This is a genomic window from Bacillus sp. NEB1478, from assembly GCF_031582965.1.
Classification (GTDB): domain Bacteria; phylum Bacillota; class Bacilli; order Bacillales; family Fictibacillaceae; genus Fictibacillus.
This window is the reverse complement of the sequence record NZ_CP134049.1, coordinates 2,562,460-2,586,658: the sequence shown is the minus strand read 5'-3', so window position 1 is coordinate 2,586,658 and position 24,199 is coordinate 2,562,460. Positions and strand designations below refer to the sequence as shown.

Here is a 24,199-nt window from a genome sequence, read left to right as displayed (position 1 = left end):
CATTGGAAAAATTAACTGGAATGGATAGCTTCAGCGGTTTGAAACCTTTATTTGGAAAAAACGTCTATATATAAAAGGGGGATTTACGATATGTGGAAAAAATGGAAAGCAGGGGTGTTTCTTTGTGTCTTGCTTTTTTTAGCAGCCTGCAGTTCTGGTGAAAAATCAGCTGAAAAATCGATGGATGAAGCTGGAGGATCTTCTAGCGGGAAAATAGCGGAAAGTAAATCACTTGAAAACAGTGATAAAGCAGAATCAGATACAAAGAATTCAGGTGAGGGAAAATCAGCTGAAAGCATAAAAGATCAGCGGAAAGTAATCTACAATGCAGATGTAAGCATAAAAGTAGAAAAGCTTCAACATTCGATGGAGAACGTCAGAACGATGGTCGAAGATAAAGGCGGCTATATTGTTGAATCGAATACCAATACTGGTGAGGCAGGCTATGAGGATGGAAGGATCGTAGCGAGAATTCCGATGAACGAATTTCGTCCCTTTCTAAAGCAAGTTAAAAGCTTAAGCAAAGGAACTCCGAATGAAAGAGTAAGCGGGGAAGATGTAACAGAAGAATATGTTGATTTAGCTTCTCGTCTAAAAGCGAAAGAACAGGTCAGGGATCGATTAGAGACTTTTATGAAAGATGCAAAACGAACGGAAGACTTATTAAAAATATCGTCTGATCTTGCTAATGTTCAAGAGGAGATTGAACAAATTCAAGGGCGGCTGAACTTTCTAAAAAACCAAAGTGATTATTCAACGGTTACGATTAACTTTGGCGTTAAAAACTTGAAAGCAGAAAAACTTCAAACCGAAGAGTTAAACACGTGGAAGAAAACGAAAAAGCTATTTATGGAGACTGTAAATTTCTTTGTTTCTGCCGTGTCCTTTATTATCGTTGCTTTGATCGGTCTGGCACCACTTTGGCTGATAATGGCTGTGATTGTTTATTTTATTTGGAGAAGAAAAAATAGGCAAAAGAAAAAGCCGGAATCCCCGACATCGATGTCTTAATTATTTGATTTAAAAATGTGATAACAGGCTGTGACGTCACAAACACCCTCTGCAGCAGGATCTTTATTCCGTGCTGTTCAAAGGGTGTTTTGGCTTTTTGGTTAACCTTTAGTGATTGATTAACCTTCGTTCAAGCCTTAAGCGAGGAAAGCTTGGTATTCTTTCGTTAGCTTCATAAAACGATCTTTATCTTTTGCATCCAAGGCATTGTTGATTTCTCTCTCATAATACTCGTGATAATATTTGTGAAGAGCTTCGTCTAGTACCATCTGGGCAATGAGGCTGAAGGAAAATGGGTCTCTTTTTTGTTGTTTGTACTGAACCATTTCGTTTTGGTTTTTGTTAAAAGAAGTATTCTTGTCTTTCATCCTGATTCCCTCCTTAAGATTATCTCCCTATCCATTTTTTATGGTTTCTAGGTTTCTATTAGTATACTGAGCAAGGTGCTAACTGACAACCATTTTATTTGAAAATTCTGAAAAAAATTATGACATTAATTCGAAAGTACTGTTTCTTCACCACCTTTTGGAAGTTGTTTGTTATTTTTTGTCACTTGTATTGCCTTTTTCTAGAATTTGTTACAATTGTTATTTTTTTGTGTTTGTTTTGTATAGCTGGTGTTACTTACTATTTCCCCGTATTAGGGGATGCTTAAACACATGAAAACTGCAATTTGCTAAAATCGTTTGACAATAAGCGTGCAGTGTTAGTAGGATTGATATAAATCAATATAAACATTTTTCGCTAGGGGTGCTCACGGTTTTGAGCTGAGAGAAGGAAATTTCCTTTGACCCTTTGAACCTGATCCGGATAATTCTGGCGTAGGGAAGCGGCGTGGAACCTAAAGGATATTTGTAGCTCGGATATAACTTTAACTGCCACCCGCTGACTGTTGCGGGTGGTTTTTTGTTTTTTTGTGAATTCGATGAATGAGAAAAAGAGGAGGATGAGGTATGGGACAATTAATAAAGGTGTGCAAGGCACTTACGATTGCCGGGTCTGACAGTGGCGGTGGAGCTGGAATTCAGGCGGATCTCAAAACGTTTCAGGAATTCGGTGTTTACGGTATGTCGGTTATTACTGCCATTACTGCACAAAACACGACAGGCGTACAAGGGGTGTACCCTGTTCCTTTGGAAGGACTGGAAAAACAACTGACATCTATAGGAAGCGACTTAACACCAGACGCATTGAAAACGGGGATGCTATTCTCAGGTGAGTATATTGAAAGAATAGCCTATTATATTCAAAAATTCGGCTGGAAAAACGTCGTTGTTGATCCCGTTATGATTGCAAAAGGCGGAGCTGAATTACTAGGAGAGGAAGCTTTGGAAGCGATGCAAAAATACATGCTGCCGTTAGCTAAAATCGTCACACCTAATATTCCAGAAGCAGAAGCACTTACCGGAATCGATATAACCAGTACAGAAGCAAAAATGGAAGCTTCACGTATCTTGTTTGATCAAGGAGCAGATTATGTGGTGATCAAGGGCGGTCATATGGATGAAGAAGAGATCGTGACCGATTTTATTTATGATGGTGTGGAAATTTGGGAACTGACGGATAAACGAGTGGAGACAAAAAATACGCACGGGACAGGCTGTACGTTCTCAGCTGCATTGACAGCTGAACTTGCTTACGGGAAAACGGTTGAAAGTGCAATAGAAAGAGCTAAAAAGTATATTCAAACCGCGATTGAGCATGGAATTGATGTTGGAACAGGACACGGCCCGGTAAATCATTTTGCTTTTAGGAGGATTGGACATGACCAAAGATAGAGTGCAAGAGTGGAGGACGTTTATAGAACAAGTAAGAAATGGACGTTCACTCGTTCATCACATCACGAATAATGTAACGATGAATTTCTTGGCGAACGGTGTTCTTGCTGCTGGCGGAAGTCCGATGATGGTGCACGATGCATGTGAAGTAGAAGATGCTGTTGCCGTATCAGATGCACTTGTCCTTAATATTGGAACTTTAGAAGAAGCGACAGCAAAATCTATGGTTCTAGCATTGAGAAAAGCAATGCATTCAGGAGTGCCTGTTGTTCTCGATCCTGTAGGAGTAGGATTATCCGCATTTCGTCAAGAAACCGTCAAAACATTATTAACGGAATATTCAGAATTGAAGGGGGTCAGTCCCCAAACAATTCTGACAATTTGCGGGAATGCAGCAGAGATGAAGTTTTTAGCGGGGCTAAGCTGGGAAGGCAGGGGAGTTGACGGTGACCTGGAATTCGCTGAAGGCGGTCTTGCAGAGCTGGCGATTACGGCAGCAAAACGTACTGGATGCATCATTGCCATGACAGGTGAAACGGATGTGATTACAGATGGAGAAACGGTTATTGAACTATCCCACGGTCATCCAATGCTTTCACTTGTCACAGGTACAGGTTGCTTTGCGACTTCCATGACTGCACTTTATCAAGCGAATCATAAGGCTGGATTGACTACAAGCCTCTCACTTTTAGAAAGAACAGCTTTAGCGATCTTGATGCTGACTAAAGCAGCAGAAGCAGCAGTCCAAACGGCCAAAGGACCTGGAAGCTTTCAGCAAAACTTGTTGGATGAATTATATTCTTTAGAGACAACAGAATCGATTTTAGATGGGACGATCAATTGGAAAGAACTGCAGAATGTGAAGGAGAAACAGTAATGGCGAATTTAATGCAAGAAGAACTCGCACAAAAACTATCTCTTTATTTTGTAGCAGGTACGATGAATTGTGAGGGCCCTGACGATTTTAAAAGAATCGTAAAAGAAGCGATAGATGGTGGCATTACCACCTTTCAGTACCGTGAAAAAGGGGAGAATGCCGTAACGGGAGACAAGCAGTTTGAGATGGCATTATATGCAAAGAATCTATGTAAGGAAAATGACGTTCTTTTTATTGTGAACGATGATCTGGAATTAATGAAAGCTGTAGATGCCGATGGTCTCCACGTTGGGCAGACCGATGGAAATCTCGATGTGATCAGGAAAGAAACGAAGGAGAAGATTCTAGGGATATCTGCGCATACATTGACTGAAGCGAAAGATGCTGCAGAACGTGGAGCGGATTATGTTGGTGTAGGTCCTATTTTTGCCACATCCACAAAGCCTGACGCAGAAGAGCCAGTAGGAACTGGGATCTTTAAAGAACTTCAAGACAATGGCATCTCAATCCCACTTGTTGCTATTGGTGGAATCTCCATAGAAAATACGTCTGAGACAATTACAGCAGGGGCTGATGGTGCTGCGATCATATCTGCAATCACTTTATCTGCTGATCCAAAACGAGCATCTAAAGAATTACTCTCAATCATTTTAAAAGCAAAGAGGGGATAAAAATTGAGGTTTTCTGTTCAAAAGCTCACAATGATGGCCATGTTCGTTGCGATCGGTACACTTTCATCTCATTTACTATGGATTCCTGCAGGAGCAGCGAAGGCGTTTCCTGTCCAACATGCAATTAATGTCATAGCAGGAGTTATTTTAGGACCGCTTCCTGCAGTTGTTATCGCTTTTGCAATCGGGCTGCTGCGGAATATTTTAGGTGTTGGATCATTGCTCGCTTTTCCTGGTGGAATGATCGGTGCGTGTTTAGCAGGATATTTTTATAAGAAAAGAAAGTCATTACTTTCAGCAGCGATTGGAGAATGGATTGGAACAGGTATAATCGGCGCATTAGTTGCTGTTCCGATTGCATCTATCTTTCTGGGTGCAAAAACGGGAGCCTTTTTCTTCATCCTTCCATTTCTAACAAGTTCATTTGCAGGCGGACTGATCGGGCTGTTTATTTTACGTATCGTCCTTAAAAATAAAGCTATAATGAAATTGCAAAGCGAATCACGCAAAACTTCTGTGTAAGGATATGCACAGAATAGGCCTCCTCACCGTACACTGTTTACTATCATACGGTGAAAAGGGGGCCTTTTTCGATATGAAAAAACGTCCAAAACGTTGGGTTTACGTAGAAATGGTACTCATGTTCATAGGTTTGTTGCTGGCGATTTACAACGGCAAGCATTGGGAGAACCCTACCGTGTTGTTTGGGATCTTAATGGTCATTTTTTCTTTTCGCGCTTTGGAAAGAAAAATGTTTAAGCAAAAAACTGAATTTTGGTTTAACCTCGTTATGGCAGGAATTTTTTTCATACTCGGTGCCATACCAATGCTATAAATTTTGTGAAGACAGGCGGTTCATTTATGTGCAGCCTGTTTTTTTTGTTAATTTTTTAAGCTTTTTTGGTAACCGATATTGTTCTTAGAAGTGGTTGATTTCCGCTTACTCGTGCTCGATTTCCACTAGAGGTAAGGTGAGCCGCGGAATATGCTGCTTCTGTGTCTGCAAGAAAATCCTGCAACATCTGCTTGAAATTTATCCCAATATTTAGGCTAACGTATATTTTGTGTAAATCTTTGACAAAATGAAGTGTAACGTAATAAAATAATTTTACGTAAAAGATTATTTTTACGTTTGGAACATAAATGCTGTATTGTGAGGTGATGTGAGTGAAAAGGAATCAAACGGTGCCAGAAACGTTTATCGTCTCAGAACCTGAACAGGCTGCTGCACTTCTGCATCCCGTCAGATCAGAAATCATAAGCTTGTTAAAGGAACCTAGATCTGCGACAGAGCTTTCAAAACAAATGAACGATTCCGCTCAAAAGGTGAACTATCATCTAAAGACACTTGAAAAAGCAGGGCTCGTCGTTCGTGCTGGAACAAGGAATGTAAGGAATCTTGTGGAAGTACTTTATAGAAGTGTTGGAAAGTCGTTCCTTTTATCTGATTCGCTTGGTCTCTCACAAGAACAAGTAAGAAAGCTGCAAGACCAAACCGCTCTTGCACATATTTTAGCTTTTACTGAAAAAGTAAAGCGGGATGCAGTTTCCCTCATGGAACAAACAGAGGAGGAACAAGTTCCAAGTGCTGTTATGGAGCTGGAGATTTCGCTAGCTGGTTTAGCTGAACGGCAAGAATTTTTACAAGATTATTCGAACATGCTCACTGAACTGATCAAAAAACATCACGATCCTAAACAAACTGATTCCAGAACGTTTCATGTTTCAATGGCGATGTACCCAAAACCAGAAGGAGGCGGCACAGCGTGAAGAAGGAACAGAGAAGTACAGTCACACCGATTAAACCGGATCAAAATCTGGAAGAAACAACCGTAATTCCAATGAAAAAAGAAGTGCAGATCGATGGTTCTGACAATCAGGAGCAGCCGGCAACGATTATATTCATTACTTCAGGATTTGGTAAAATAAGTGTACCTCATACAACAAACACTAGCCCGATGGCAATCGCGGCATAATAAGGAGGAAACAAGATGAACTTAATCCCAATGGTCGTTGAATCCACAAATCGTGGAGAACGTTCATATGATATTTACTCCAGACTATTAAAGGATCGTATTATTATGTTAGGCAGTGCAATCGATGATAATGTCGCAAATTCTATCGTGGCACAGCTTCTTTTCTTAGCGGCTGAAGATCCTGACAAGGACATTGCAATCTATATCAATTCACCGGGCGGAAGTGTGACAGCAGGTCTGGCTATTTATGACACCATTCAATACATCAAACCAGATGTTTCGACGATTTGTATCGGAATGGCTGCATCAATGGGCGCTGTACTGTTAGTGGCAGGGGCGGAAGGGAAACGTTATGCTCTTCCAAACGCAGAGGTGATGATTCACCAGCCGCTTGGAGGCACACAAGGACAGGCAACAGATATGGCGATTCATGCAAAACGAATTCTCCAAACACGCGAACTATTGAATAAAATTATCTCAGACCGCTCTGGCCAGCCGATCGAAAAAGTAGAAAAAGATACAGATCGCGATTACTTCATGTCTGCAGAACAAGCATTAAAATACGGAATCATCGACAAAGTCATCGATAAGATTTAATTGTATGTAATTAAAGTTGAAAATGAAGCCAGCCCGGCAAGAAACCGGGCTGGCTATTTACGTTGGGAAATGGGGTCAGACCCCCTACAATTTATTTCCCAGCCTAATTTTTAGAAAATTCCCATCTTGATATGGTACTATTTGTAGATAAATAGTTTCAGGTTTTTAAGAGATGAAAAAGAGAAAGAAGGAATGCAGCATGGCTGTATCGACTAGCAAACCAGCAATACCAGGATCTTCTGAACAAAAAACCATTTACGCTATCCTTTTTGCTATTAGTTTTGTACATATGCTTAATGACTCTATGCAGGCTGTTATTCCTGCTATATTCCCCATTCTGGAGAAGTCGATGGGGCTCACTTTCACACAGCTAGGATGGATTGCGTTCACGCTTAATATCACTTCATCTATCATGCAGCCGGTTGTCGGGTGGTACACCGATAAGACTACGTCTCCTTACTTGCTGCCGTTTGGTATGATGGCTAGTTTAATAGGAATGCTAGGAATCGCGTATGCGGATTCCTTTTATCTGATTATCATTTCCGTTATTGGAATCGGACTTGGCTCTGCAGTCTTTCATCCTGAAGGTTCACGTGTCGCCTATATGGCAGCTGGGAATCGGCGAGGCTTAGCACAGTCCATTTATCAAGTAGGAGGCAACTCAGGATCGTCTCTAGCTCCTATTATGACTGCTCTAGTTTTTGTTCCACTTGGTCAGTTTGGAGCTGTATGGTTTACATCTTTTGCGGCAATAGCTATTTTTGTATTGTTTTTCGTTTCGGGCTGGTACTCAAAACAGCTTGTTCATTTTCCGCGTGTGAAAAAGCAAACCGGGGAGAAGAAGGCGATTAATAAGAAGCGCAAAAATCAAGTCATAGCCGCCATGGGATTGCTCGTTTTCTTAGTCTTTGCCCGTTCTTGGTATTTTTCAGGAATCGGCAACTATTATCAATTTTACTTGATTCATGATTACGGACTGACCATCCGCCAGGCGCAAGTGTACATTTTCGTCTTTATGGCCGCTGGTGTGCTGGGAACCTTTTTCGGCGGACCGATCTCAGACAGATTAGGAAAAAGGAACATGATCTTCTGGTCGATGATCGGAACTGCGCCACTTGCACTTCTATTGCCGCATGTCGGGCTATGGGCAATCTTCCCATTATTTTTCGTAATCGGTTTTATCCTTAACACTAGCTTCTCGGTAACCGTTGTGTACGCACAAGAACTTGTACCGGGGAGAATCGGGATGGTTTCCGGTTTGATTGTCGGACTCGCTTTTGGTATGGGAGCTCTCGGTTCAGTCGTGCTTGGGAAAATTGCTGACATTACAAGTATTTCGCACACAATGCTGCTCGTCAGTTTCTTACCGTTGCTCGGATTATTAACCGTTATGCTGCCAACTGACAAAAAGCTTGCAGAATGGTCGATGGATGATAAATAAAAGGAGGAAGGAAAGATGGTTCCAGCAAGAGTAAGCTTAATAACGATTGGAGCTTTCAACTTACCAGTATTACGTTCTTTTTATCAAAAACTAGGATGGGAAGAGACACCGATTAGTTCCGATAAGTATGCTGTTTTTAAGACAGTGGGTGTGTTGCTTTCGTTGTATCCTATCGAAGACCTAACACGAGATGCAGGCATTGAGATAACTTCTTCACCAACGGCTTATAAAAATATATCGCTTGCAATTAATGTCGATAAGCCAGATCAGGTAGATGCAATAGTGGAACACATTAAAATGGCAAATGGGAAAATATTAAAAGAACCATATAACGCTTTTTGGGGAGGAAGGATCGCTTATTTCGCTGATCCGGAAAACAATCTTTGGGAAGTTGCCTGGAATCCTGATTCTGTTTTTGATGAACGGGGTGCCATGATAAGTTTTTAATTAGAAGAAACCCTTGCTCATTTACGAGACAAGGGTTTTAGTTTTTCAATCGCCTGTATCTGGCACTTGCAAACATGAATACACCATATGCCATGAATCCAAGAGAAACGATGGCCAATAATATCGGACCAAATGGCTTTGTGAGGAGTTCAGCGAGGGCTCCGTCCAACCCTTTTGTTTCCCCTGGGTCAGCCTGCCAAGCTGTTCTAATAAGGAAAAATGCGATAATCATGAACACGATACCGCGGGCGCCAATCCCAAACGTACCGATATATCCGCTCCATTTCCATTCTTCCTTGTTCATTTCATTCTTCTTCAGATTTTTTTTGAATTTGAACGATATTGCCCGTACTAAAAATACAATTCCTATAATCCCAATGATCAAGCCGGCAAGTGCAATAAGGGTTTGTCCGAACGGCTGCGCAAGCATTTTTGCCGATAGCACTTGGTACTTTTTATCAGAGGACTCTGCTCTGGCACGGAACAAAATGCGAAGTGCACTGACGCACAAAGCGGTATAAATGCCTGCGATGATCAAGTAGCCAAGTCTGTTAAACCACCTTTTCCAATGATGATTCGAGCATTCCGGGTCAAAAACAACTTTAACGAGCTGCCAAAAGGCATAAGCACTTAAACCGACTGCCAGTATTATTAATAAAACAGGTCCGAATGGCTGTTTTGCAATCGTATAAAGAGCACCTTGTGAACTTGCTTCATTCGGGTGTTTGCCAATCGACATAAGCAAGGAAAGTATCCCAATTACTACATAAACAATACCTTTTGACAGGTACCCGATTCGGGCAAAGCGATGTACCCATGGTCTGTAAGGTTTTAATTTATTGTTTATTTTATCCTTTAAAGTTAATTCTTTTACAAAAGGCTGTTTCACGGTGAGATCGCTTCTCCTTTTTATCATTATCCTTTATAGTAAATCACTTCTCGTCTCGGGCGGATTGTATAATAGATAGATTCGGTAAAGATTGCTGATGATCGTTTTTGTTACAGCATAAGTTGGAATAGCGAGTAATAGTCCGATAAAACCAAACGCAGCTCCAGCCATCAAAACGACTAAAATAATGGTAAGAGGATGTATTCGAAGCTGTTTCCCCATAATTTGAGGTGATAGGATATTTCCTTCCACTTGCTGAACGACTAATGTGACAAGAGCAACTTTTATTGCCATGAAAGGATCTTGAATGAGCCCCACCAGCAGTGCAGGGAAAACCCCGATAAAAGGACCTAAAAATGGGATAACATTCGTCACCACAGCAAAAAGAGCGAGAACTAATGCGAACTTAAGTCCGATTAACAAGTAGCCGAGATACATGAAAATACCTACAAAGAGAGCAACGAGCAGCTGCCCCTTTATGTAAGAAGATAAAGTAGAATCAATATCTCTTAAAATCGCTGAGATATCGTGTTCATGGTGCTTTGGAGCAAGCCGCAAAAAATAATTGAAGAATTTGTGATCGTCCATTAACAAGTAGAACAGAATAAAAGGGACGACAAGTAAGACAAGCGCTATGTTCGTCAGAGTGGTGATGAGTGAAATGACATCTTTAGAAATAGAACTTGTAAATTTTTCAAGCCTTTTTGTGGCGATCTTCGTCACTTTTGTACTATCGATAAACGATTTGTTTTTTCCGGTTATCATTGTTCCAGTCTTTTCAGTAGCTTCTCCGATTTTTTTCGGGAAATCATTTGTGATATTTGACATCTGATCGCTTATTACGGGTACTGCCACTGTTGAAAGTCCGGAAATTGCCATAATCAAGATGAGAAAAACAATTGAAATCGCGAGCAGCTTTGGTACTTTATGCCGAATGAGGCGGCGGATCAACGGCCGCAGTAAATAATACAAAATGCCAGCGATAAATAACGGAAAAAACACGCTTGAAATGACAAGATAAAGGAAGTCTAAGAGATAATCGATTTTTCCCAATAAAAATAGAATAGTGAGCAAAAGTACTGCTCCGGCTGCATATTTAAAAAATGAATGCTGATACCACATCGAAGGACCTCCATTTCATAATACTAGTCTTTTCCCTTTTTTTTGATTAGTAATCTTTTTTAATTAATTTGTAATTGACTTTTCTTGTTAGCGCTGATAGATTGAAAGTGTAAATGTAAACGTTTACGTAACTAGAAAGCAGGTTGATGTTTTGAATCCAACCATTAAAGATGTAGCCAAATATGCAAATGTTTCAATTGCAACGGTTTCCCGCATCGTAAACGGATTGCCAGGCTATACCGAAGACACGAAAAAGAAAGTGCAAGAAGCCATTGAAGCACTGGGCTATCAGCCAAATGCGATCGCTAGGGGACTGATCAACAAAAGGACTCAGACGATCGGGGTCTTGTTTCCGGAAGTGTCGGGTATGCTTTCATCCGAGGTGTTAGAAGGTGTAGAGAATGCCGCGCATGACGGAGGATTCAGTGTTATCGTGTGCAACACCACATCAAGCGGAAAGCGTACGGTTAAATATCTGCGGCTGCTTCAGGAAAAAAGAGTAGACGGCGTTATTTTTGCCAGCGAAAATGTGAAGGAAGAATACTATAAAATCTTTCAGGAAATGCAAGTGCCTGTTGTTCTAGTATCGACCGGCTCACAGTTCGACCTGCCATTTGTCCGAGTGAACGATTATGAAGGAGCTTTTCGTGCAACGGAATATTTAATTCAAAAAGGTCACAAGCAGATCGGTATGATCGGAGGAAGTTTTGACGACCCAATCGCTGGAGTTCCAAGGATGAAAGGATTTCAAGATGCACTAGAGAAACATGGACTGGATTTTTCGGATCAGCATATGACTTCAAATGAAGGCTACCGTTTTCAAAACGGGAAAGAATCACTGCCATTGCTGCTTGAAAAATTGCAGCATATGACTGCTCTATTTGCAGCAAGTGATGAAATGGCAATAGGTGCAATGGCAGCTGCACATCAGTTAGGTATTCGGGTGCCCGAAGAATTGTCGATTATCGGATATGATAATTTAAAGATCGCAGAGATGTGTTATCCAGCGCTGACAACAGTCTCACAACCGTTAAAAGAGATGGGACAATCAGCAGGAGAAATTTTAGTGAAATTGATTAAAGGTAAAGAAAAAGAAGCAGAAAGTCGTTTCATGCCATTTACGATCGTAGAGAGGCAGTCTGTCAGTGATTTACGTACAAAGTAAAACTGATCATAACGTCCGCTTCATTTTTATTTGTAAATAACGTAAACGTTTACGTAAAACGCTTACAATTTTAGGAGGATATCAGATGATTAAAGTAACAGTATGGAACGAAAACCGCCATGAGCAAAAGAACCCGACAGTAAGAGAAATTTATCCAAAAGGAATTCATGGAGCGATTGCGGAATTTCTAGAGAATGCCGGCCACGATGTAAGAACTGCTACATTAGATGACGCTCAGCATGGATTGACAGATGAAGTTCTTAACAGTACAGACGTATTAGTTTGGTGGGGACATCTTGCACATGACGAAGTAAATGATGAGATTGTAAATAAAGTACATCAGCGTGTTTTAGAAGGTATGGGACTGCTCGTTCTCCACTCAGGACATTTTTCTAAAATCTTCAAAAAGCTGATGGGAACATCATGTGATCTTAAGTGGCGTGAAGCGGATGAGAAAGAACGCATCTGGATTGTGAATCCGAGCCATCCTGTTGCAACAGGTCTTGGTGAATACATCGAACTTGAAAAAGAAGAGATGTATGGTGAGCATTTTGATATTCCAACTCCAGACGATTTGGTTTTTGTCAGCTGGTTTGAAGGCGGAGAAGTGTTCCGCAGCGGTTGTGCATATAACCGCGGAAAAGGAAAGATTTTTTACTTCCGTCCGGGACATGAAACATACCCGACTTATCACAACAAAGACGTTCAAAAAGTAATCACGAACGCAGTGTCATTCTTAGCTCCATCTGGAAGTGCAGCACCTGTTTACGGCAATGCTAAGCCGCTAGAAGCAATTGCAGCAAAATAAAAGGATGTTTTTGTACATTAACCCAAAAAGGTGAGGTTGATTTCCGTTCCAGGATGCTCACTTTCCGAGGGGCGTGCGGTGAGCCACCTTGCGCTTTGCGCCGGTTGTGTCTCACCTGTCTCTGCTCCCAAAGGAGTCTCGCGCCTTGCACTCCAATCAACTTTTCATCTAATTGTGTTAAAAGCCTGTTAAAACAACAATCTCTAAAAAAACAGTCCAATAAAATATTAACCAAGATTATGAGGAGGAACTAATTATGACAATAAAAGTTGGGATCATCGGATGTGGAAGCATCGCTCAGCACCGCCACTTACCGGAATATGCAAACAATCATGAAGTAGAAATCGTTGCGGTCTGTGATGTTGTAAAAGAACGTGCCGAAGCTGCCAATGTAAAATACGGTGGAAAGATTTTCACGGACTACAACGAACTACTTGCGTTTGAAGAAGTGGAAGCGGTTAGCGTTTGTACGCCGAACTATTTGCATGCTCCTATTTCTGTAGCTGCATTAAAAGCAGGCAAGCATGTTTTATGTGAGAAGCCGATGGCAACTTCATTAACCGAAGCTGAAGAGATGATTGATGCAGCAGAAAAAAGCGGCAAGACACTTATGATCGGCCACAACCAGCGTTTTGTTCCAGCTCACCAAAAAGCTCGTGAAATCATTGAGAGCGGTGAGCTTGGCAAGATTTACAGCTTCCGTACAGCTTTTGGCCACCCTGGACCTGAAGGGTGGAGCGTTGATGGCAAGAACAGCTGGTTCTTTAAAAAGGATGAAGCTTTTATCGGTGCGATGGGCGACCTCGGCGTTCATAAAACAGACCTCATGCGTTACATCCTTGGTGAAGAAATCGTTGAAGTAGGTTCATTCATTGAAACGAGTGCAAAAGATTTTGCTTCTGTAGACGACACGGCAGTATGTGTGCTGAAAACGGAAAACGGAATCATCGGTACACTGGCAGCTAGCTGGTCATACACAGCGAAAGAAGACAACTCAACCATCATTTATGGGGAAAAAGGTATTCTTCGTTTAGAAGATGATCCGAAATACTCGCTTGTAGCACAGTATACAAACGGATCTGTTGTCCGCTATGAGCTTGGTGCAATTCAAACGAATGAAAATCAATCAAACTCCCAGGTTGTCGATCATTTTGTTGAATCGATCGAATCAGGCAGTGCACCGTTAATCACCGGTGAAGAAGGAAAACGTTCACTGGCTGTTATTTTAGCGGCACTTGAATCAAACGAAAAGAAGACCATCGAAAAAGTAAAAACGGGTGTTCACGCATGAAGTTAAGAATCGGCATAATCGGGGCTGGCGGCATTGCACAAGGCCGTCATATCCCGGCATTTCAACAACTTGGAGACAAAGCTGAAATAACAGCAATCAGTGATGTTAATGTAGAAGTGGCAAAAAGTGTCGCGGAAAAATTTCACGTACCGAACTATTTTACGACGTTTCATGATATGTGGGACCACGTTGATGCGGTTGTCATTTGTACCCCGAACAAGTTTCATAAAGAGATCACAGTTGCCGCATTAGATGCAGGTAAGCACGTGCTTTGTGAAAAACCGATGGCTATGACAGTAGAAGAGTGTGCTGAGATGGTCGAAGCTGAAAAACGATCAGGAAAAGTGCTTTCCATTGCTTATCATTACCGTTTTATGAAAGAATCTCAAGCTGCTAAACGGGTGATGGAAGCGGGAGAAGTGGGCAATCCGCTAGTAGTTCGTGTACAAGCTTTAAGAAGACGTAAGGTACCAGGCTGGGGAGTTTTTACAAACAAAGAACTTCAAGGCGGAGGAAGTTTAATAGATTATGGCTGCCACTTGCTGGATTTGACGCTTTGGCTGTTAGGAAATCCAAAGGTGGTTGAAGTTTCCGGCCAAACGTATAACACAATAAGCCGTGAAGCTGAGCAAGTGAACCAATGGGGTTCATTTGATGCTGAAACGTTTGAAGTGGATGATCATGTTACTTCATATATCCGTTTAGGAAATGGCGCGACTGTTTTGTTTGAAACGTCGTGGGCAGCAAACATTCCTGCTGATGCCGAGCTGTTGAGCATCTCTGGCGACCGAGGCGGACTTAACGTATTTCCTTTCGCAGTGAATAAAGCGGAAAATGGCATGATGACAACGACAAAAGCGGATTGGATCTCAGGTGATGACAATCCGGGTATCCCACAAGCACTGAACTTTGTGGAAAGCTGTTTAGGGCAAGCTGAACCTTTAGTAAAAGCTGAAGAGGCGATGAATACTTCGCGTATTATCGAAGGCATTTACGCAAGCAGTTTGATGGGTAAAAGCATTCAGCTTCAGAATGAAAAAGGAGTGACAAAAGCATGAAATTAGGTGTATTTACAGTTCTTTTTTCGCAAAAAACATTTACAGAAATGCTTGATTACGTAAAAGAAGCTGGGGTTCAAGCGGTTGAGATCGGGACTGGAAACTATCCTGGAAACGCTCACTGCCCACTAGACGAATTACTGGAAAGCGAAGAAAAGCGAGCTTCTTACCTGCATGAAGTGGAAAAGCGCGGCCTGACGATTTCAGCGTTCAGCTGTCACGGAAACCCGATTTCTCCTGATGAGGCATTTGCTAAAGAATCACATGATACGTTTGTAAAAACTGTGGAGCTGGCAAGTCTGATGAAAATTCCTGTCGTAAACTGTTTCTCAGGTGTACCAGGTGATTCCGAGAGTGCGAAGTATCCGAACTGGCCAGTGTCACCTTGGCCGAACGAATACAGCGATGTACTGAAGTGGCAATGGGAAGAGAAACTGATCCCGTACTGGCGCAAATGGGGACAGTTTGCAAAAGATCATTGTGTGAAGATCGGCTTAGAACTGCACGGCGGTTTCTTAGTACACACACCGCATACTTTGCTAAAACTGCGTGAGGAAACGTGTGACGCAATCGGTGCTAACTTAGATCCTTCTCATCTTTGGTGGCAAGGCATCGATCCAGTAGCTGCTATAAAAATCCTTGGAAAAGCTGGAGCGATCCATCATTTCCATGCGAAGGACACATACTTGGATCAAGACAACATCAACATGTACGGTCTAACGGACATGCAGCCATACGGCGCTGTACAGAAACGTGCATGGAGCTTCCGTTCTGTTGGATGCGGCCACTCTGTTCAAGATTGGTCTGACATGATGAGTGCGCTGCGTACATACGGTTATGACTATGTGGTAAGCATCGAACATGAAGATCCTATCATGTCGATCGAAGAAGGGTTCACTCGAGCGGTGAAGAACCTTCAGTCTATTTTAATCGCCGAACAGCCTACAGAGATGTGGTGGGTCTAGTACAAAAGGAGGGGGTCTGACCCCCTAAAAATACAAATCACCAGATTTGTATTTGTGGGGTGCACACCCCTTTATTAAGAAAGCCTGCGATCCAGATTAAGTTGGATTGCAGGCTTTTTTTCATCAATGCACTGATTTTATTTAAATAAGGGACAGTTTTGAATCAAAACTGATCAACATTTCATAAATAAAGACCATTTATGTAATGAAGGGAAAATAAAATAGCAAGTTAAGGTCTGAAGATAGTGAACGGTGATCTCCAAATAAAATAATCTAACGAATTTCTGCAATAATCTCACGAGAAAGCTCTATAATTCAACGGATTTTTACAATAATTCAACGGAAAATGGCGATATATCCCCGAGATGACATCATCCGACAAAATTAGACATCTACTTGAGGACAACTTCAATGTATATATAGAAAATATATTCAAATCTATTATCAGATCTTCCTCACTCTCATCTGATCCCGTATCACAGGCCAATTCTGGGGGAATGGTATGCCGAGCACCCAGAAGCTTACTCCGCGCAACCCGTATTCTTTGGCAGTTTCATATTTTGCTTTCATACTTCTCGCGTCCTCAAACCAAACTTCGTGCACTTTACCTTGCGAGTCTGTGTATTTGAACCAAGGTGAGGCATCGCCTTCGTCAAACTCGATATTTACTTTCATTTGTGCGGCGAGATTGACAGCGGCTACAGGGCTCAGTGTTCTAGCGAATGTTCCTTGAACAAAAGGCAATGTCCAATCACGTCCATATGTCGGAACTCCCATCATTATTTTTTCACGAGGGATGACTGTTACTGTATAATCCAGTACTTTTCTTACTTCATCCAGTGGAGCAATCGCCATTGCACGTCCCCCTGCCCATCCCCATTCATATGTCATTACGACGACAAAATCAACAATTTCTCCATGTGCTTTGTAATCGTGTGCTTCATACAGTAAACCGGGCTGATCTTCTTTATATTTAGGAGCAACTGCGGTAGAGACGGAATAGCCCAAAGGTTTGAATTTTGCAACAGCGCGTTTTAAAAAGTTGTTGTAGTCTTCTTTATTCTCTGGATAAACGTACTCAAAATCAAAGTTTACGCCTCTAAAGCCTTTAGTCTGCATCGTGTTTAAAATGTTTGTTAACAGCGTTTCTTGTAAACTCTCACTATCGAGAACCGTTTTTATTAATTCTGAATTGAATGCTTCGTTCTCAATGTTAGCTACACCCATAATCGGCGCAACTCTATTTATTCTTGCGGCTGATATGACTCCTTCATCTTGTAGAGAAATAAGCTCACCAGTCTTTGTTATCGAATAACTGAAAGGCGTAATATACGTTAAGAAAGATCCAACATTTCTTACTTCCGCCTGATTTACAGCTCCAAAGTTTGTAATATACGCGTTCACTTCTTTTACCGGTCGATTGTAAGGAATTGAAAGTCTAGTTCCAAGATAGATCAAGTTTGGATTTGTGATTTTATTTTCTGTTTGAATAGCCTTTACCGTTTCTCCGTACCGATTCGCAATGGTATACAATGATTCACCTTGTTTTACAACATGTATGGGAATATCAATCACCTGGCCAACATAAATAACAGAGGCTAAGGGAATATTGTTCCAGCCAATTAAACTGGTAACAGTAGTGCCATAACGCGCTGCAATATTACTCAGTGTATCACCGGATTGTATGGTGTATATAGGAAAGTCGTTTGGAATAACAAGAGCCTGACCAACTACTAAAATATTTTGATTTTCAAGTCCGTTCGTTTTGACGATAGAATTGATACCTACCCCATACCGCTGTGAAATCTTCCAAAGTGAGTCACCGCCTTGAACGACATGAATGTACATACAAACGCCTCCTTTTCCCTGTAACTAATATATTAAAAAAAGCAGATTATATGAGAGTAGGAGGGGGACAGACCCGGGTCTGTCCCCACCTTGAAATTTTCAAAAATTAAATTGATTTTTCAGAAGCGAGAAGGTCGAGGAAGCAAAGTTCTGAGGATTGGAGCGTATATACGTGAGTACCGTAAGAACAAAGATGACGAAGAGATTCGAAGCTTATCAAAATCAATAATTGACAGATCATGCCAAACTCTATATAATTTTCAAAAACAACAATCGAAACATGGATGAGGATTAGTACGTTGTGTTTGTCTTTTCCAGAGAGGGAGCTAAATGCTGAAAAGTTCCTACTGACTGCCAATCGAACCTGCCTTTGAGTTCTGTATCTGATCAACGAGAAGATAACAGCGGTTCAAAACCGTTATCATGAAAGAGTGTAAAGCTTTGCTTTGAATTAGGGTGGTACCGCCAAATTTTGGTCCCTAATGATGAGCAGGGCTTTTTTATTTACACTTTAGGAGTGCATAGCTTGTTTCCACGGTGATTAGCATCGCAGTGACAAGTTAAGGTTTAAAGTATAAGTGCAGTTAAGGCTGACGGATAAGGATAGGCGTCAGCTAAGTTTTCTTTATCAAAAACTGTGAGGTGCTAGAAGATGACGAAGGAATTTGTAAAAGATGTAACAAGTATGGAAGATGATTTTGCCCAATGGTATACCGATGTTGTTACAAAGGCTGAGCTGATCGACTATTCGAGTGTACGCGGCTCCATGATTTTGCGGCCATACGGATACGCCATTTGGGAGAACATCCAGCAGCAGCTTGATCAAGCAATTAAAAAAACAGGGCATGAGAATGTTTATATGCCGCTTTTTATTCCAGAGAGTCTTCTCCAAAAAGAGAAGGATCACATCGAAGGATTTGCACCAGAAGTGGCATGGGTAACACATGGCGGAGAAGAAAAGCTAACTGAACGCCTCTGTGTTCGGCCAACCTCTGAAGTCCTTTTTGCTGAGCATTTTAAAAACATTATTCACTCCTATCGTGACCTGCCAAAGCTTTACAATCAGTGGTCAAACGTTGTGAGATGGGAAAAGACAACACGGCCATTCCTTCGAACTCTTGAGTTCCTTTGGCAAGAAGGTCATACGTGCCACGAAACGGATGAGGATGCACACGACGAAACGGTGCGTATGCTTAATGTATACGCAGAGCTTTGTGAAGAATATTTAGCGCTGCCAGTGATCAAAGGACAAAAAACGGAAAAAGAAAAATTTGCTGGAGCAAAGTATACGTACACGATCGAAAGTTTGATGCATGATGGAAAAGCATTGCAGTCAGGTACTTCTCACCATCTAGGGGATGGATTTGCAAAGGCATTTGGTATCGATTTTACAAACAGAGAAGGTAAGCTGCAGACCGTGCAGCAAACATCTTGGGGCTTTACGACGAGGATTATCGGTGCCATGATCATGGTTCATGGTGATAACAGAGGGCTTGTAGTACCGCCAAAAATTGCACCAACTCAATTGATGATCATACCAATTGCACAGCATAAAGAAGGCGTGCTCGATTATGCGTACAAACTAAAAGAACAACTCTCAGGAAGTATTCGTACCAAAATCGATGCAAGTGACAAAAAGCCAGGCTGGAAGTTTAATGAGTATGAAATGAAAGGAATACCTCTCCGATTGGAAGTGGGACCAAGAGATATCGAGCAAAAACAGGTTATCCTCGTTCGAAGAGACACCGGCGAAAAACAAACCTTGTCTGTGAGTGACTTAGAATCTCAAGTGCAAAAGCTGCTGACAGATATTCAGAAAAACCTATACGAAAAAGCGCTGAAACATAGAGAAGAAAAAACATCGATTGCAAAAACGTATGATGAATTTAAAGAAACACTTCAAGAAAATACAGGTTTTATTAAAGCCATGTGGTGCGGTGACCAAGTGTGTGAGGACTTTATAAAAGATGAAACAGGGGCAACTTCCAGATGTATGCCGTTTGTCCAACAAAAGCTGTCTGATCAATGCGTTTGCTGCGAGAAAGAGGCAAAGCACTTAGTCTATTGGGCAAAAGCTTACTAAAAGTAACAAAAGAACCCAAAAGTGAAAAAAAGGAGAGGGGGACAGACCCGGGTCTGTCCCCCTCTCCTTTCTCCTATTTTTCAAAGTACCTCTATGAAAATAATTTTTTACGTTTAAAATATATAAAGTAACAATGAAATTATTAAGGGAGAGTATTATTATGAAAAACACATGGAAAGCCTATCGCTCGCCTATCATCCTGCTCATTTCCATCGCAATCGGAAGTGTAATAGGCTCTGTCATGGGAGAGAAGGCTACTGTACTTAAACCGTTCGGGGACTTATTTTTAAATGTAATGTTCATGATCGTTGTACCCCTTGTTTTCTTCTCCATCTCGTCGAGTGTCGCTAATATGGCAGGCGCAAAGCGATTTGGCAAGATTATCAGTTCTATGATGAAGGTCTTTTTATTTACTGGAGTTGTGGCAGCTGTTGTCAGTATGGCAGCAATTAAATTTTTCCCGCCAGCTGACGGTGTAAAGATTGACCTTGTTAAGCCTGATGCTGCAAGTGAGAAAGTATCAATTGGAGAACAGCTCGTCAGCACAGTAACAGTTCCCGATTTTGTGGATCTGCTAAGCCGTGCTAACATGTTGGCACTCATTCTTTTCTCAGTATTGCTTGGACTCGCAACTTCGGCAGTAGGTGAAAAAGGAAAGCCGCTTGCTGGTTTTCTAACCGCTGGAAGTGCCGTCACTTTGCAGATGGTTAAATACGTTATGTATTATGCACCAATTGGACTTGGCGCTTATTTTGCAGCGCTAGTAGGTGAGTTTGGTCCAACTTTATTAGGTTCTTATTTTAGAGCAGTTATGTTTTATTATCCATTTTCGATCGTTTATTTCTTTGGATTCTTTACACTTTATGCGTGGATGGCACACGGGAAACTCGGAATCCGCACGTTTTGGAAAAACATGGTCTCACCATCTGTTACAAGTCTAGCAACGTGCAGTTCTGCGGCGAGCATTCCTGTAAACTTAGAAGCATCCAAAAAGATGGGGGTTCCCTATGATATTAGTGAAACGACCATTCCGCTTGGTGCAACTCTTCATAAGGATGGCTCCGTTATCGGCGGAGTATTGAAGATTACCTTCTTGTTTGGTATTTTTGGAATGGATTTTTCAGGTTTTAACACGTACCTTTTAGTAGGTGCGATTGCACTGCTCGTTGGTATGGTAATGGGTGCGATCCCTCAAGGAGGTCTAATTGCAGAGATGCTTATTCTCTCTTTATTTGGATTTCCTGTTGAAGCTCTTCCAATCATAGCAGCTATTTCTGCGATCATTGATCCTCCAGCAACACTGTTAAATGCTACTGGAGATAACGTAGCCAGCATGATGACAGCACGACTTGTCGAAGGAAAGAATTGGCTAACGAACAAAACGTCTTCCAAACAAGAGAAAATGGGAGCATAAAAAAATTACCTGAGGGTGCCCAGCGTCAGAAATACAGACGGTGGGTTTCTTCTTTTCACAAAAGAGCCAAGTTTTCTTCTCATCATGCATTCATTTTATTAAACGAGGGAAATGATAAGCAGCGAATACTAGAATTGAGGTGTTATTTTTATGAAAAAAGAAATTCAACTTGTCGTTGATGCAAAAGCTACACTTGGGGAGGGACCATGCTGGGATCGTGAAAATCAGCTGCTTTACTGGGTTGATATTCAGAATAAAAAAGTATGCATTCATAATCCGAACACGAATGACAACAAAGAAATCCAGCTTGATCAGCTAGTAGGAGCTGCAGTTCTTAGAAAATCGGGCGGTTTGATTCTTGCTATGGAAAAGGGTTTCTACTCTTTAAATCTGAAAACATATTCACTAGAACAAATTGTTGATCCTGAAGGTCATATGCTTGGTAATCGCTTTAATGATGGAAAGGTAGATCCTAAAGGCCGCTTTTGGGCAGGTACGATGAGTCTGAATGAAGAAAAGGAGAAAGGGTCTCTTTATTGTTTACATACTGATCTAACAGTTGAGAAAAAAGTCAGTCAGTTAACGATTTCTAACGGTATCGCTTGGTCACCCGATCATCGATATATGTATTTGATTGATACACCTACAAGAAAGGTAACAAGATATCAATACGATAACGAAACAGGAAATATTACGAATCCAGAAGATGTTATTGCTTTTCCGCAGGGAGTCGGCAACCCGGATGGCATGACGATTGATGAAGATGGAATGCTGTGGATTGCTCATTGGGGCGGTGCGAGAGTTTCCCGCTGGAATCCTGAAACAGGGGAACAAATAGACGAAATCTGTGTTCCAGCAAAAAATGTGACATCATGTACGTTTGGCGGTGAAAGTCTTGATGAGTTATACATTACAACTGCCAGAACAGGTACGAATGATGAAGAATTAGTCAAATACCCTCATGCAGGCGGCGTATTTAGAGTAAAAATGGAATGTATAGGCAGCTGTAATTATTATTTTGAAGGATAGTAAAAAGCCAGGACTCCAGTTCCTGGCTTTTTCTTATTAGAAAATTAAGTTTAGCGCGAAATAAATTAATCCAGCTAATGTAGCAGAGATCGGAAGTGTGATGAACCAAGTAATAATCATCGTTTTTGCCGTTCCCCATTTAACGCCTCTAAGTCTATGAGAAGAACCTACCCCTAATATGGAAGAGGTAATAACGTGTGTTGTACTTACTGGAATACCAAGAGCAGATGCTCCCAAGATAACAGATGCCCCAGTTAAATCAGCGGCTACTCCATTTACAGGACGGATTTTCATGATTTTACCGCCGACTGTTTTAATGATTTTCCATCCGCCAATTGAAGTTCCAAGTCCCATTGCAATCGCACATGAAATTTGAACCCAAGTCTGAATATCTGTGCTGTCTGTATAACCATTTGCAATTAGAGCCATTGTAATGATCCCCATAGCTTTTTGTGCGTCGTTCGTTCCGTGAGAATAAGCTTGGAACGCCGCCGTTACAATTTGTACTTTGCGGAATCCATTGTTAGTTTTTGATAAATTAGCATTTTTGAAAATTGATTTGATAATTAAATAGAAAACAAAACCAACGGCAAATGCTAAAACAGGCGAGATAAGCAAGCCTTCGATAATTTTAATGAAACCTGAGTAATGCAGCGAGTCAAATCCTGAAGCTGCAATCGCTGCACCTGCAATGGAACCAATGATCGCATGTGAAGAACTGCTTGGAATTCCGTAATACCATGTGATTAAGTTCCAAGCAATCGCTGCGATAAGTGCTGCTAGAATAACGACATCCCCATTATGAAGAGTGAAAGGGTCGACGATGTCTTTCGAAATAGTTTTCGCTACACCAGTAAATGTCATAGCCCCGACAAAGTTCATGACAGCAGCTAAAATAATAGCTCTCCTTGGTGTTAATGCCTTTGTTGAAACAGAAGTTGCAATGGCATTTGCTGTATCATGAAAACCGTTGATAAAGTCAAACGCGAGTGCAAATCCCACAATGAGTATAGTTATTAGTAAAACTGTATCCATACCGATCACCCGTTACGCGTTTTTCATGATGATAGATTCAAGTGTATTCGCAACGTTCTGGCAGCTGTCGGCAATGCCTTCAAGCACTTCGTACATTTCTTTATACTTGATAACTTTGATTGGATCAGTTTCGGTTGAAAATAATTGACGCTGTGCTTCACGATAAAGATCGTCACATCTTGATTCATAATCTTTCACTCTAATTGCGTGTTCACGCATAGCAACTAATTTTTTATCAGCAAGTAAATTAACAGAGATCAGGATCTCTTCAGCACATAATTTAATGTTCTCAACAAATTTCACCATGTATTCGTCTGGATTTGTGATCGCATAAATATCAAAAAGAGCAGAAGACTGTTCAATACCATCTAAAATGTCATCCATTGTCATCGCAAGCTGAAGAATATCTTCTCTTTCGATGGGAGTAATAAATACCTTGTTTAATTCTAAAATAATTGTATGAACGAAGGAATCCCCTTTAGATTCAAGTTCTTTTAAACGATCTGCAAATTCACGCAAATCACTTTCGTTCTTAATTTTAAAATCGTGGAAATATTCAGCAGACTCCTTTAAGTTGCTGGCAATATCCAGTAGCATGACAGAAAACTTGTCCTTTTTCTTGTTAAACATAGTACCCTCCAAAAGAAATGTCTTTAATCCTTTTTCTGTAACTTTATTGCTGGCAGTATTTTCT

The 24,199-nt window shown here is 41.2% G+C and carries 25 protein-coding genes, 1 riboswitch and 1 other annotated feature; of the genes, 19 read left to right on the top strand and 6 right to left on the bottom strand.

Annotation, left to right across the window (positions count from 1 at the left end; genetic code table 11):
- Positions 1–90 precede the first annotated feature (90 nt).
- Entirely contained in the window at positions 91–1,011 is a 921-nt protein-coding gene (locus RGB74_RS12785; protein WP_310759687.1) for a DUF4349 domain-containing protein, read from the top strand.
- 137 nt (positions 1,012–1,148) lie between these two features.
- Here RGB74_RS12785 and RGB74_RS12780 read toward each other — a convergent pair whose 3' ends face one another.
- Positions 1,149–1,379 carry an IDEAL domain-containing protein gene (locus RGB74_RS12780; RefSeq protein WP_310759686.1) on the bottom strand — a complete coding sequence of 77 codons (231 nt, stop codon included), beginning with the start codon at positions 1,377–1,379 and terminating at the stop codon, positions 1,149–1,151.
- 368 nt (positions 1,380–1,747) lie between these two features.
- Positions 1,748–1,856, top strand: a riboswitch (TPP riboswitch).
- A 120-nt stretch (positions 1,857–1,976) separates the two neighbouring features.
- On the opposite strand from RGB74_RS12780, the gene thiD reads away from it, so the two are divergent.
- The 10 genes from thiD to RGB74_RS12730 all read left to right on the top strand — a co-directional run bounded on the left by thiD (position 1,977) and on the right by RGB74_RS12730 (position 8,798).
- On the top strand, positions 1,977–2,789 hold the full coding sequence (gene thiD / locus RGB74_RS12775; protein ID WP_310762873.1) for a bifunctional hydroxymethylpyrimidine kinase/phosphomethylpyrimidine kinase: 813 nt from the start codon (positions 1,977–1,979) through the stop codon (positions 2,787–2,789).
- Complete coding sequence (gene thiM / locus RGB74_RS12770; protein WP_310759685.1) at positions 2,776–3,666, top strand: hydroxyethylthiazole kinase; 891 nt, start codon at positions 2,776–2,778, stop codon at positions 3,664–3,666. Before thiD ends, thiM begins: the two co-directional genes overlap by 14 nt.
- Positions 3,666–4,337, top strand: coding sequence for a thiamine phosphate synthase (gene thiE / locus RGB74_RS12765; protein ID WP_310759684.1), 672 nt, complete (start codon positions 3,666–3,668; stop codon positions 4,335–4,337). The genes thiM and thiE overlap by 1 nt, the downstream gene beginning before the upstream one ends.
- A 30-nt stretch (positions 4,338–4,367) precedes the next feature.
- Positions 4,368–4,859: an energy coupling factor transporter S component ThiW gene (gene thiW / locus RGB74_RS12760; protein ID WP_310762872.1), complete on the top strand. Its 492-nt coding sequence runs from the start codon at positions 4,368–4,370 to the stop codon at positions 4,857–4,859.
- Between the two features lie 73 nt (positions 4,860–4,932).
- On the top strand, positions 4,933–5,172 hold the full coding sequence (locus RGB74_RS12755; protein WP_310759683.1) for a hypothetical protein: 240 nt from the start codon (positions 4,933–4,935) through the stop codon (positions 5,170–5,172).
- Between the two features lie 332 nt (positions 5,173–5,504).
- Positions 5,505–6,107: a helix-turn-helix domain-containing protein gene (locus RGB74_RS12750; protein ID WP_310759682.1), complete on the top strand. Its 603-nt coding sequence runs from the start codon at positions 5,505–5,507 to the stop codon at positions 6,105–6,107.
- Complete coding sequence (locus RGB74_RS12745) at positions 6,104–6,313, top strand: hypothetical protein (protein ID WP_310759681.1); 210 nt, start codon at positions 6,104–6,106, stop codon at positions 6,311–6,313. Before RGB74_RS12750 ends, RGB74_RS12745 begins: the two co-directional genes overlap by 4 nt.
- 15 nt (positions 6,314–6,328) lie before the next feature.
- Entirely contained in the window at positions 6,329–6,910 is a 582-nt protein-coding gene (gene clpP, locus RGB74_RS12740) for an ATP-dependent Clp endopeptidase proteolytic subunit ClpP (protein WP_310759680.1), read from the top strand.
- A 199-nt stretch (positions 6,911–7,109) separates the two neighbouring features.
- On the top strand, positions 7,110–8,351 hold the full coding sequence (locus RGB74_RS12735) for an MFS transporter (RefSeq protein WP_310759679.1): 1,242 nt from the start codon (positions 7,110–7,112) through the stop codon (positions 8,349–8,351).
- 15 nt (positions 8,352–8,366) lie between these two features.
- Positions 8,367–8,798, top strand: coding sequence for a VOC family protein (locus RGB74_RS12730; protein WP_310759678.1), 432 nt, complete (start codon positions 8,367–8,369; stop codon positions 8,796–8,798).
- 37 nt (positions 8,799–8,835) lie between these two features.
- Here the strand turns inward: RGB74_RS12730 and RGB74_RS12725 are convergent, their stop codons facing one another.
- A complete protein-coding gene (locus RGB74_RS12725) occupies positions 8,836–9,687 on the bottom strand; it encodes a DUF1206 domain-containing protein (RefSeq protein ID WP_310759677.1) in 852 nt (283 codons plus the stop codon).
- 33 nt (positions 9,688–9,720) lie between these two features.
- Positions 9,721–10,809: an AI-2E family transporter gene (locus RGB74_RS12720; protein ID WP_310759676.1), complete on the bottom strand. Its 1,089-nt coding sequence runs from the start codon at positions 10,807–10,809 to the stop codon at positions 9,721–9,723.
- Positions 10,810–10,960: 151 nt separating this feature from the next.
- Here RGB74_RS12720 and RGB74_RS12715 point away from each other — a divergent pair, with 151 nt between their 5' ends.
- The 5 genes from RGB74_RS12715 to RGB74_RS12695 all read left to right on the top strand — a co-directional run bounded on the left by RGB74_RS12715 (position 10,961) and on the right by RGB74_RS12695 (position 16,096).
- The gene (locus RGB74_RS12715) at positions 10,961–11,974 is read left to right on the top strand and encodes a LacI family DNA-binding transcriptional regulator (RefSeq protein WP_310759675.1); all 1,014 of its coding nucleotides are present in this window, start codon (positions 10,961–10,963) and stop codon (positions 11,972–11,974) included.
- Between the two features lie 85 nt (positions 11,975–12,059).
- Positions 12,060–12,782 carry a ThuA domain-containing protein gene (locus RGB74_RS12710; RefSeq protein ID WP_310759674.1) on the top strand — a complete coding sequence of 241 codons (723 nt, stop codon included), beginning with the start codon at positions 12,060–12,062 and terminating at the stop codon, positions 12,780–12,782.
- Positions 12,783–13,038: 256 nt separating this feature from the next.
- Complete coding sequence (locus RGB74_RS12705) at positions 13,039–14,073, top strand: Gfo/Idh/MocA family protein (RefSeq protein WP_396135970.1); 1,035 nt, start codon at positions 13,039–13,041, stop codon at positions 14,071–14,073.
- Complete coding sequence (locus tag RGB74_RS12700; RefSeq protein ID WP_310759673.1) at positions 14,070–15,131, top strand: Gfo/Idh/MocA family protein; 1,062 nt, start codon at positions 14,070–14,072, stop codon at positions 15,129–15,131. Before RGB74_RS12705 ends, RGB74_RS12700 begins: the two co-directional genes overlap by 4 nt.
- Positions 15,128–16,096: a sugar phosphate isomerase/epimerase family protein gene (locus RGB74_RS12695; protein ID WP_310759672.1), complete on the top strand. Its 969-nt coding sequence runs from the start codon at positions 15,128–15,130 to the stop codon at positions 16,094–16,096. Before RGB74_RS12700 ends, RGB74_RS12695 begins: the two co-directional genes overlap by 4 nt.
- Positions 16,097–16,540: 444 nt before the next feature.
- Here the strand turns inward: RGB74_RS12695 and RGB74_RS12690 are convergent, their stop codons facing one another.
- Positions 16,541–17,944 (bottom strand): LysM peptidoglycan-binding domain-containing protein, encoded by a 1,404-nt coding sequence (locus tag RGB74_RS12690; protein WP_310759671.1) that lies wholly within the window; start codon positions 17,942–17,944, stop codon positions 16,541–16,543.
- A gap of 272 nt (positions 17,945–18,216) precedes the next feature.
- Positions 18,217–18,428: a binding site (T-box leader), on the top strand.
- Between the two features lie 168 nt (positions 18,429–18,596).
- Between RGB74_RS12690 and proS the strand changes: the two genes are divergently transcribed.
- The 3 genes from proS to RGB74_RS12675 all read left to right on the top strand — a co-directional run bounded on the left by proS (position 18,597) and on the right by RGB74_RS12675 (position 22,470).
- On the top strand, positions 18,597–20,027 hold the full coding sequence (proS, locus tag RGB74_RS12685; protein WP_310759670.1) for a proline--tRNA ligase: 1,431 nt from the start codon (positions 18,597–18,599) through the stop codon (positions 20,025–20,027).
- Positions 20,028–20,187: 160 nt separating this feature from the next.
- Positions 20,188–21,441: a dicarboxylate/amino acid:cation symporter gene (locus RGB74_RS12680; protein WP_310759669.1), complete on the top strand. Its 1,254-nt coding sequence runs from the start codon at positions 20,188–20,190 to the stop codon at positions 21,439–21,441.
- Between the two features lie 150 nt (positions 21,442–21,591).
- Positions 21,592–22,470 (top strand): SMP-30/gluconolactonase/LRE family protein, encoded by an 879-nt coding sequence (locus RGB74_RS12675; RefSeq protein ID WP_310759668.1) that lies wholly within the window; start codon positions 21,592–21,594, stop codon positions 22,468–22,470.
- A 36-nt stretch (positions 22,471–22,506) separates the two neighbouring features.
- On the opposite strand, the gene RGB74_RS12670 is transcribed toward RGB74_RS12675, so the two are convergent.
- Complete coding sequence (locus RGB74_RS12670; protein WP_310759667.1) at positions 22,507–23,505, bottom strand: inorganic phosphate transporter; 999 nt, start codon at positions 23,503–23,505, stop codon at positions 22,507–22,509.
- A gap of 12 nt (positions 23,506–23,517) precedes the next feature.
- Entirely contained in the window at positions 23,518–24,135 is a 618-nt protein-coding gene (locus tag RGB74_RS12665; RefSeq protein ID WP_310759666.1) for a DUF47 domain-containing protein, read from the bottom strand.
- Positions 24,136–24,199 lie beyond the last annotated feature (64 nt).

Bases quoted from the DNA above. Each gene is read 5' to 3' on its own strand.
- RGB74_RS12780 (WP_310759686.1), bottom strand. From the start codon at position 1,379: ATGAAAGACAAGAATACTTCTTTTAACAAAAACCAAAACGAAATGGTT.
- RGB74_RS12700 (WP_310759673.1), top strand. From the start codon at position 14,070: ATGAAGTTAAGAATCGGCATAATCGGGGCTGGCGGCATTGCACAAGGC.
- RGB74_RS12755 (WP_310759683.1), top strand. From the start codon at position 4,933: ATGAAAAAACGTCCAAAACGTTGGGTTTACGTAGAAATGGTACTCATG.
- RGB74_RS12705 (WP_396135970.1), top strand. From the start codon at position 13,039: ATGACAATAAAAGTTGGGATCATCGGATGTGGAAGCATCGCTCAGCAC.
- RGB74_RS12735 (WP_310759679.1), top strand. From the start codon at position 7,110: ATGGCTGTATCGACTAGCAAACCAGCAATACCAGGATCTTCTGAACAA.
- RGB74_RS12730 (WP_310759678.1), top strand. From the start codon at position 8,367: ATGGTTCCAGCAAGAGTAAGCTTAATAACGATTGGAGCTTTCAACTTA.
- clpP (WP_310759680.1), top strand. From the start codon at position 6,329: ATGAACTTAATCCCAATGGTCGTTGAATCCACAAATCGTGGAGAACGT.
- RGB74_RS12670 (WP_310759667.1), bottom strand. From the start codon at position 23,505: ATGGATACAGTTTTACTAATAACTATACTCATTGTGGGATTTGCACTC.
- RGB74_RS12665 (WP_310759666.1), bottom strand. From the start codon at position 24,135: ATGTTTAACAAGAAAAAGGACAAGTTTTCTGTCATGCTACTGGATATT.
- RGB74_RS12680 (WP_310759669.1), top strand. From the start codon at position 20,188: ATGAAAAACACATGGAAAGCCTATCGCTCGCCTATCATCCTGCTCATT.
- RGB74_RS12720 (WP_310759676.1), bottom strand. From the start codon at position 10,809: ATGTGGTATCAGCATTCATTTTTTAAATATGCAGCCGGAGCAGTACTT.
- thiM (WP_310759685.1), top strand. From the start codon at position 2,776: ATGACCAAAGATAGAGTGCAAGAGTGGAGGACGTTTATAGAACAAGTA.
- RGB74_RS12695 (WP_310759672.1), top strand. From the start codon at position 15,128: ATGAAATTAGGTGTATTTACAGTTCTTTTTTCGCAAAAAACATTTACA.
- thiE (WP_310759684.1), top strand. From the start codon at position 3,666: ATGGCGAATTTAATGCAAGAAGAACTCGCACAAAAACTATCTCTTTAT.
- RGB74_RS12675 (WP_310759668.1), top strand. From the start codon at position 21,592: ATGAAAAAAGAAATTCAACTTGTCGTTGATGCAAAAGCTACACTTGGG.
- RGB74_RS12785 (WP_310759687.1), top strand. From the start codon at position 91: ATGTGGAAAAAATGGAAAGCAGGGGTGTTTCTTTGTGTCTTGCTTTTT.
- RGB74_RS12690 (WP_310759671.1), bottom strand. From the start codon at position 17,944: ATGTACATTCATGTCGTTCAAGGCGGTGACTCACTTTGGAAGATTTCA.
- proS (WP_310759670.1), top strand. From the start codon at position 18,597: ATGACGAAGGAATTTGTAAAAGATGTAACAAGTATGGAAGATGATTTT.
- thiW (WP_310762872.1), top strand. From the start codon at position 4,368: ATGATGGCCATGTTCGTTGCGATCGGTACACTTTCATCTCATTTACTA.
- RGB74_RS12710 (WP_310759674.1), top strand. From the start codon at position 12,060: ATGATTAAAGTAACAGTATGGAACGAAAACCGCCATGAGCAAAAGAAC.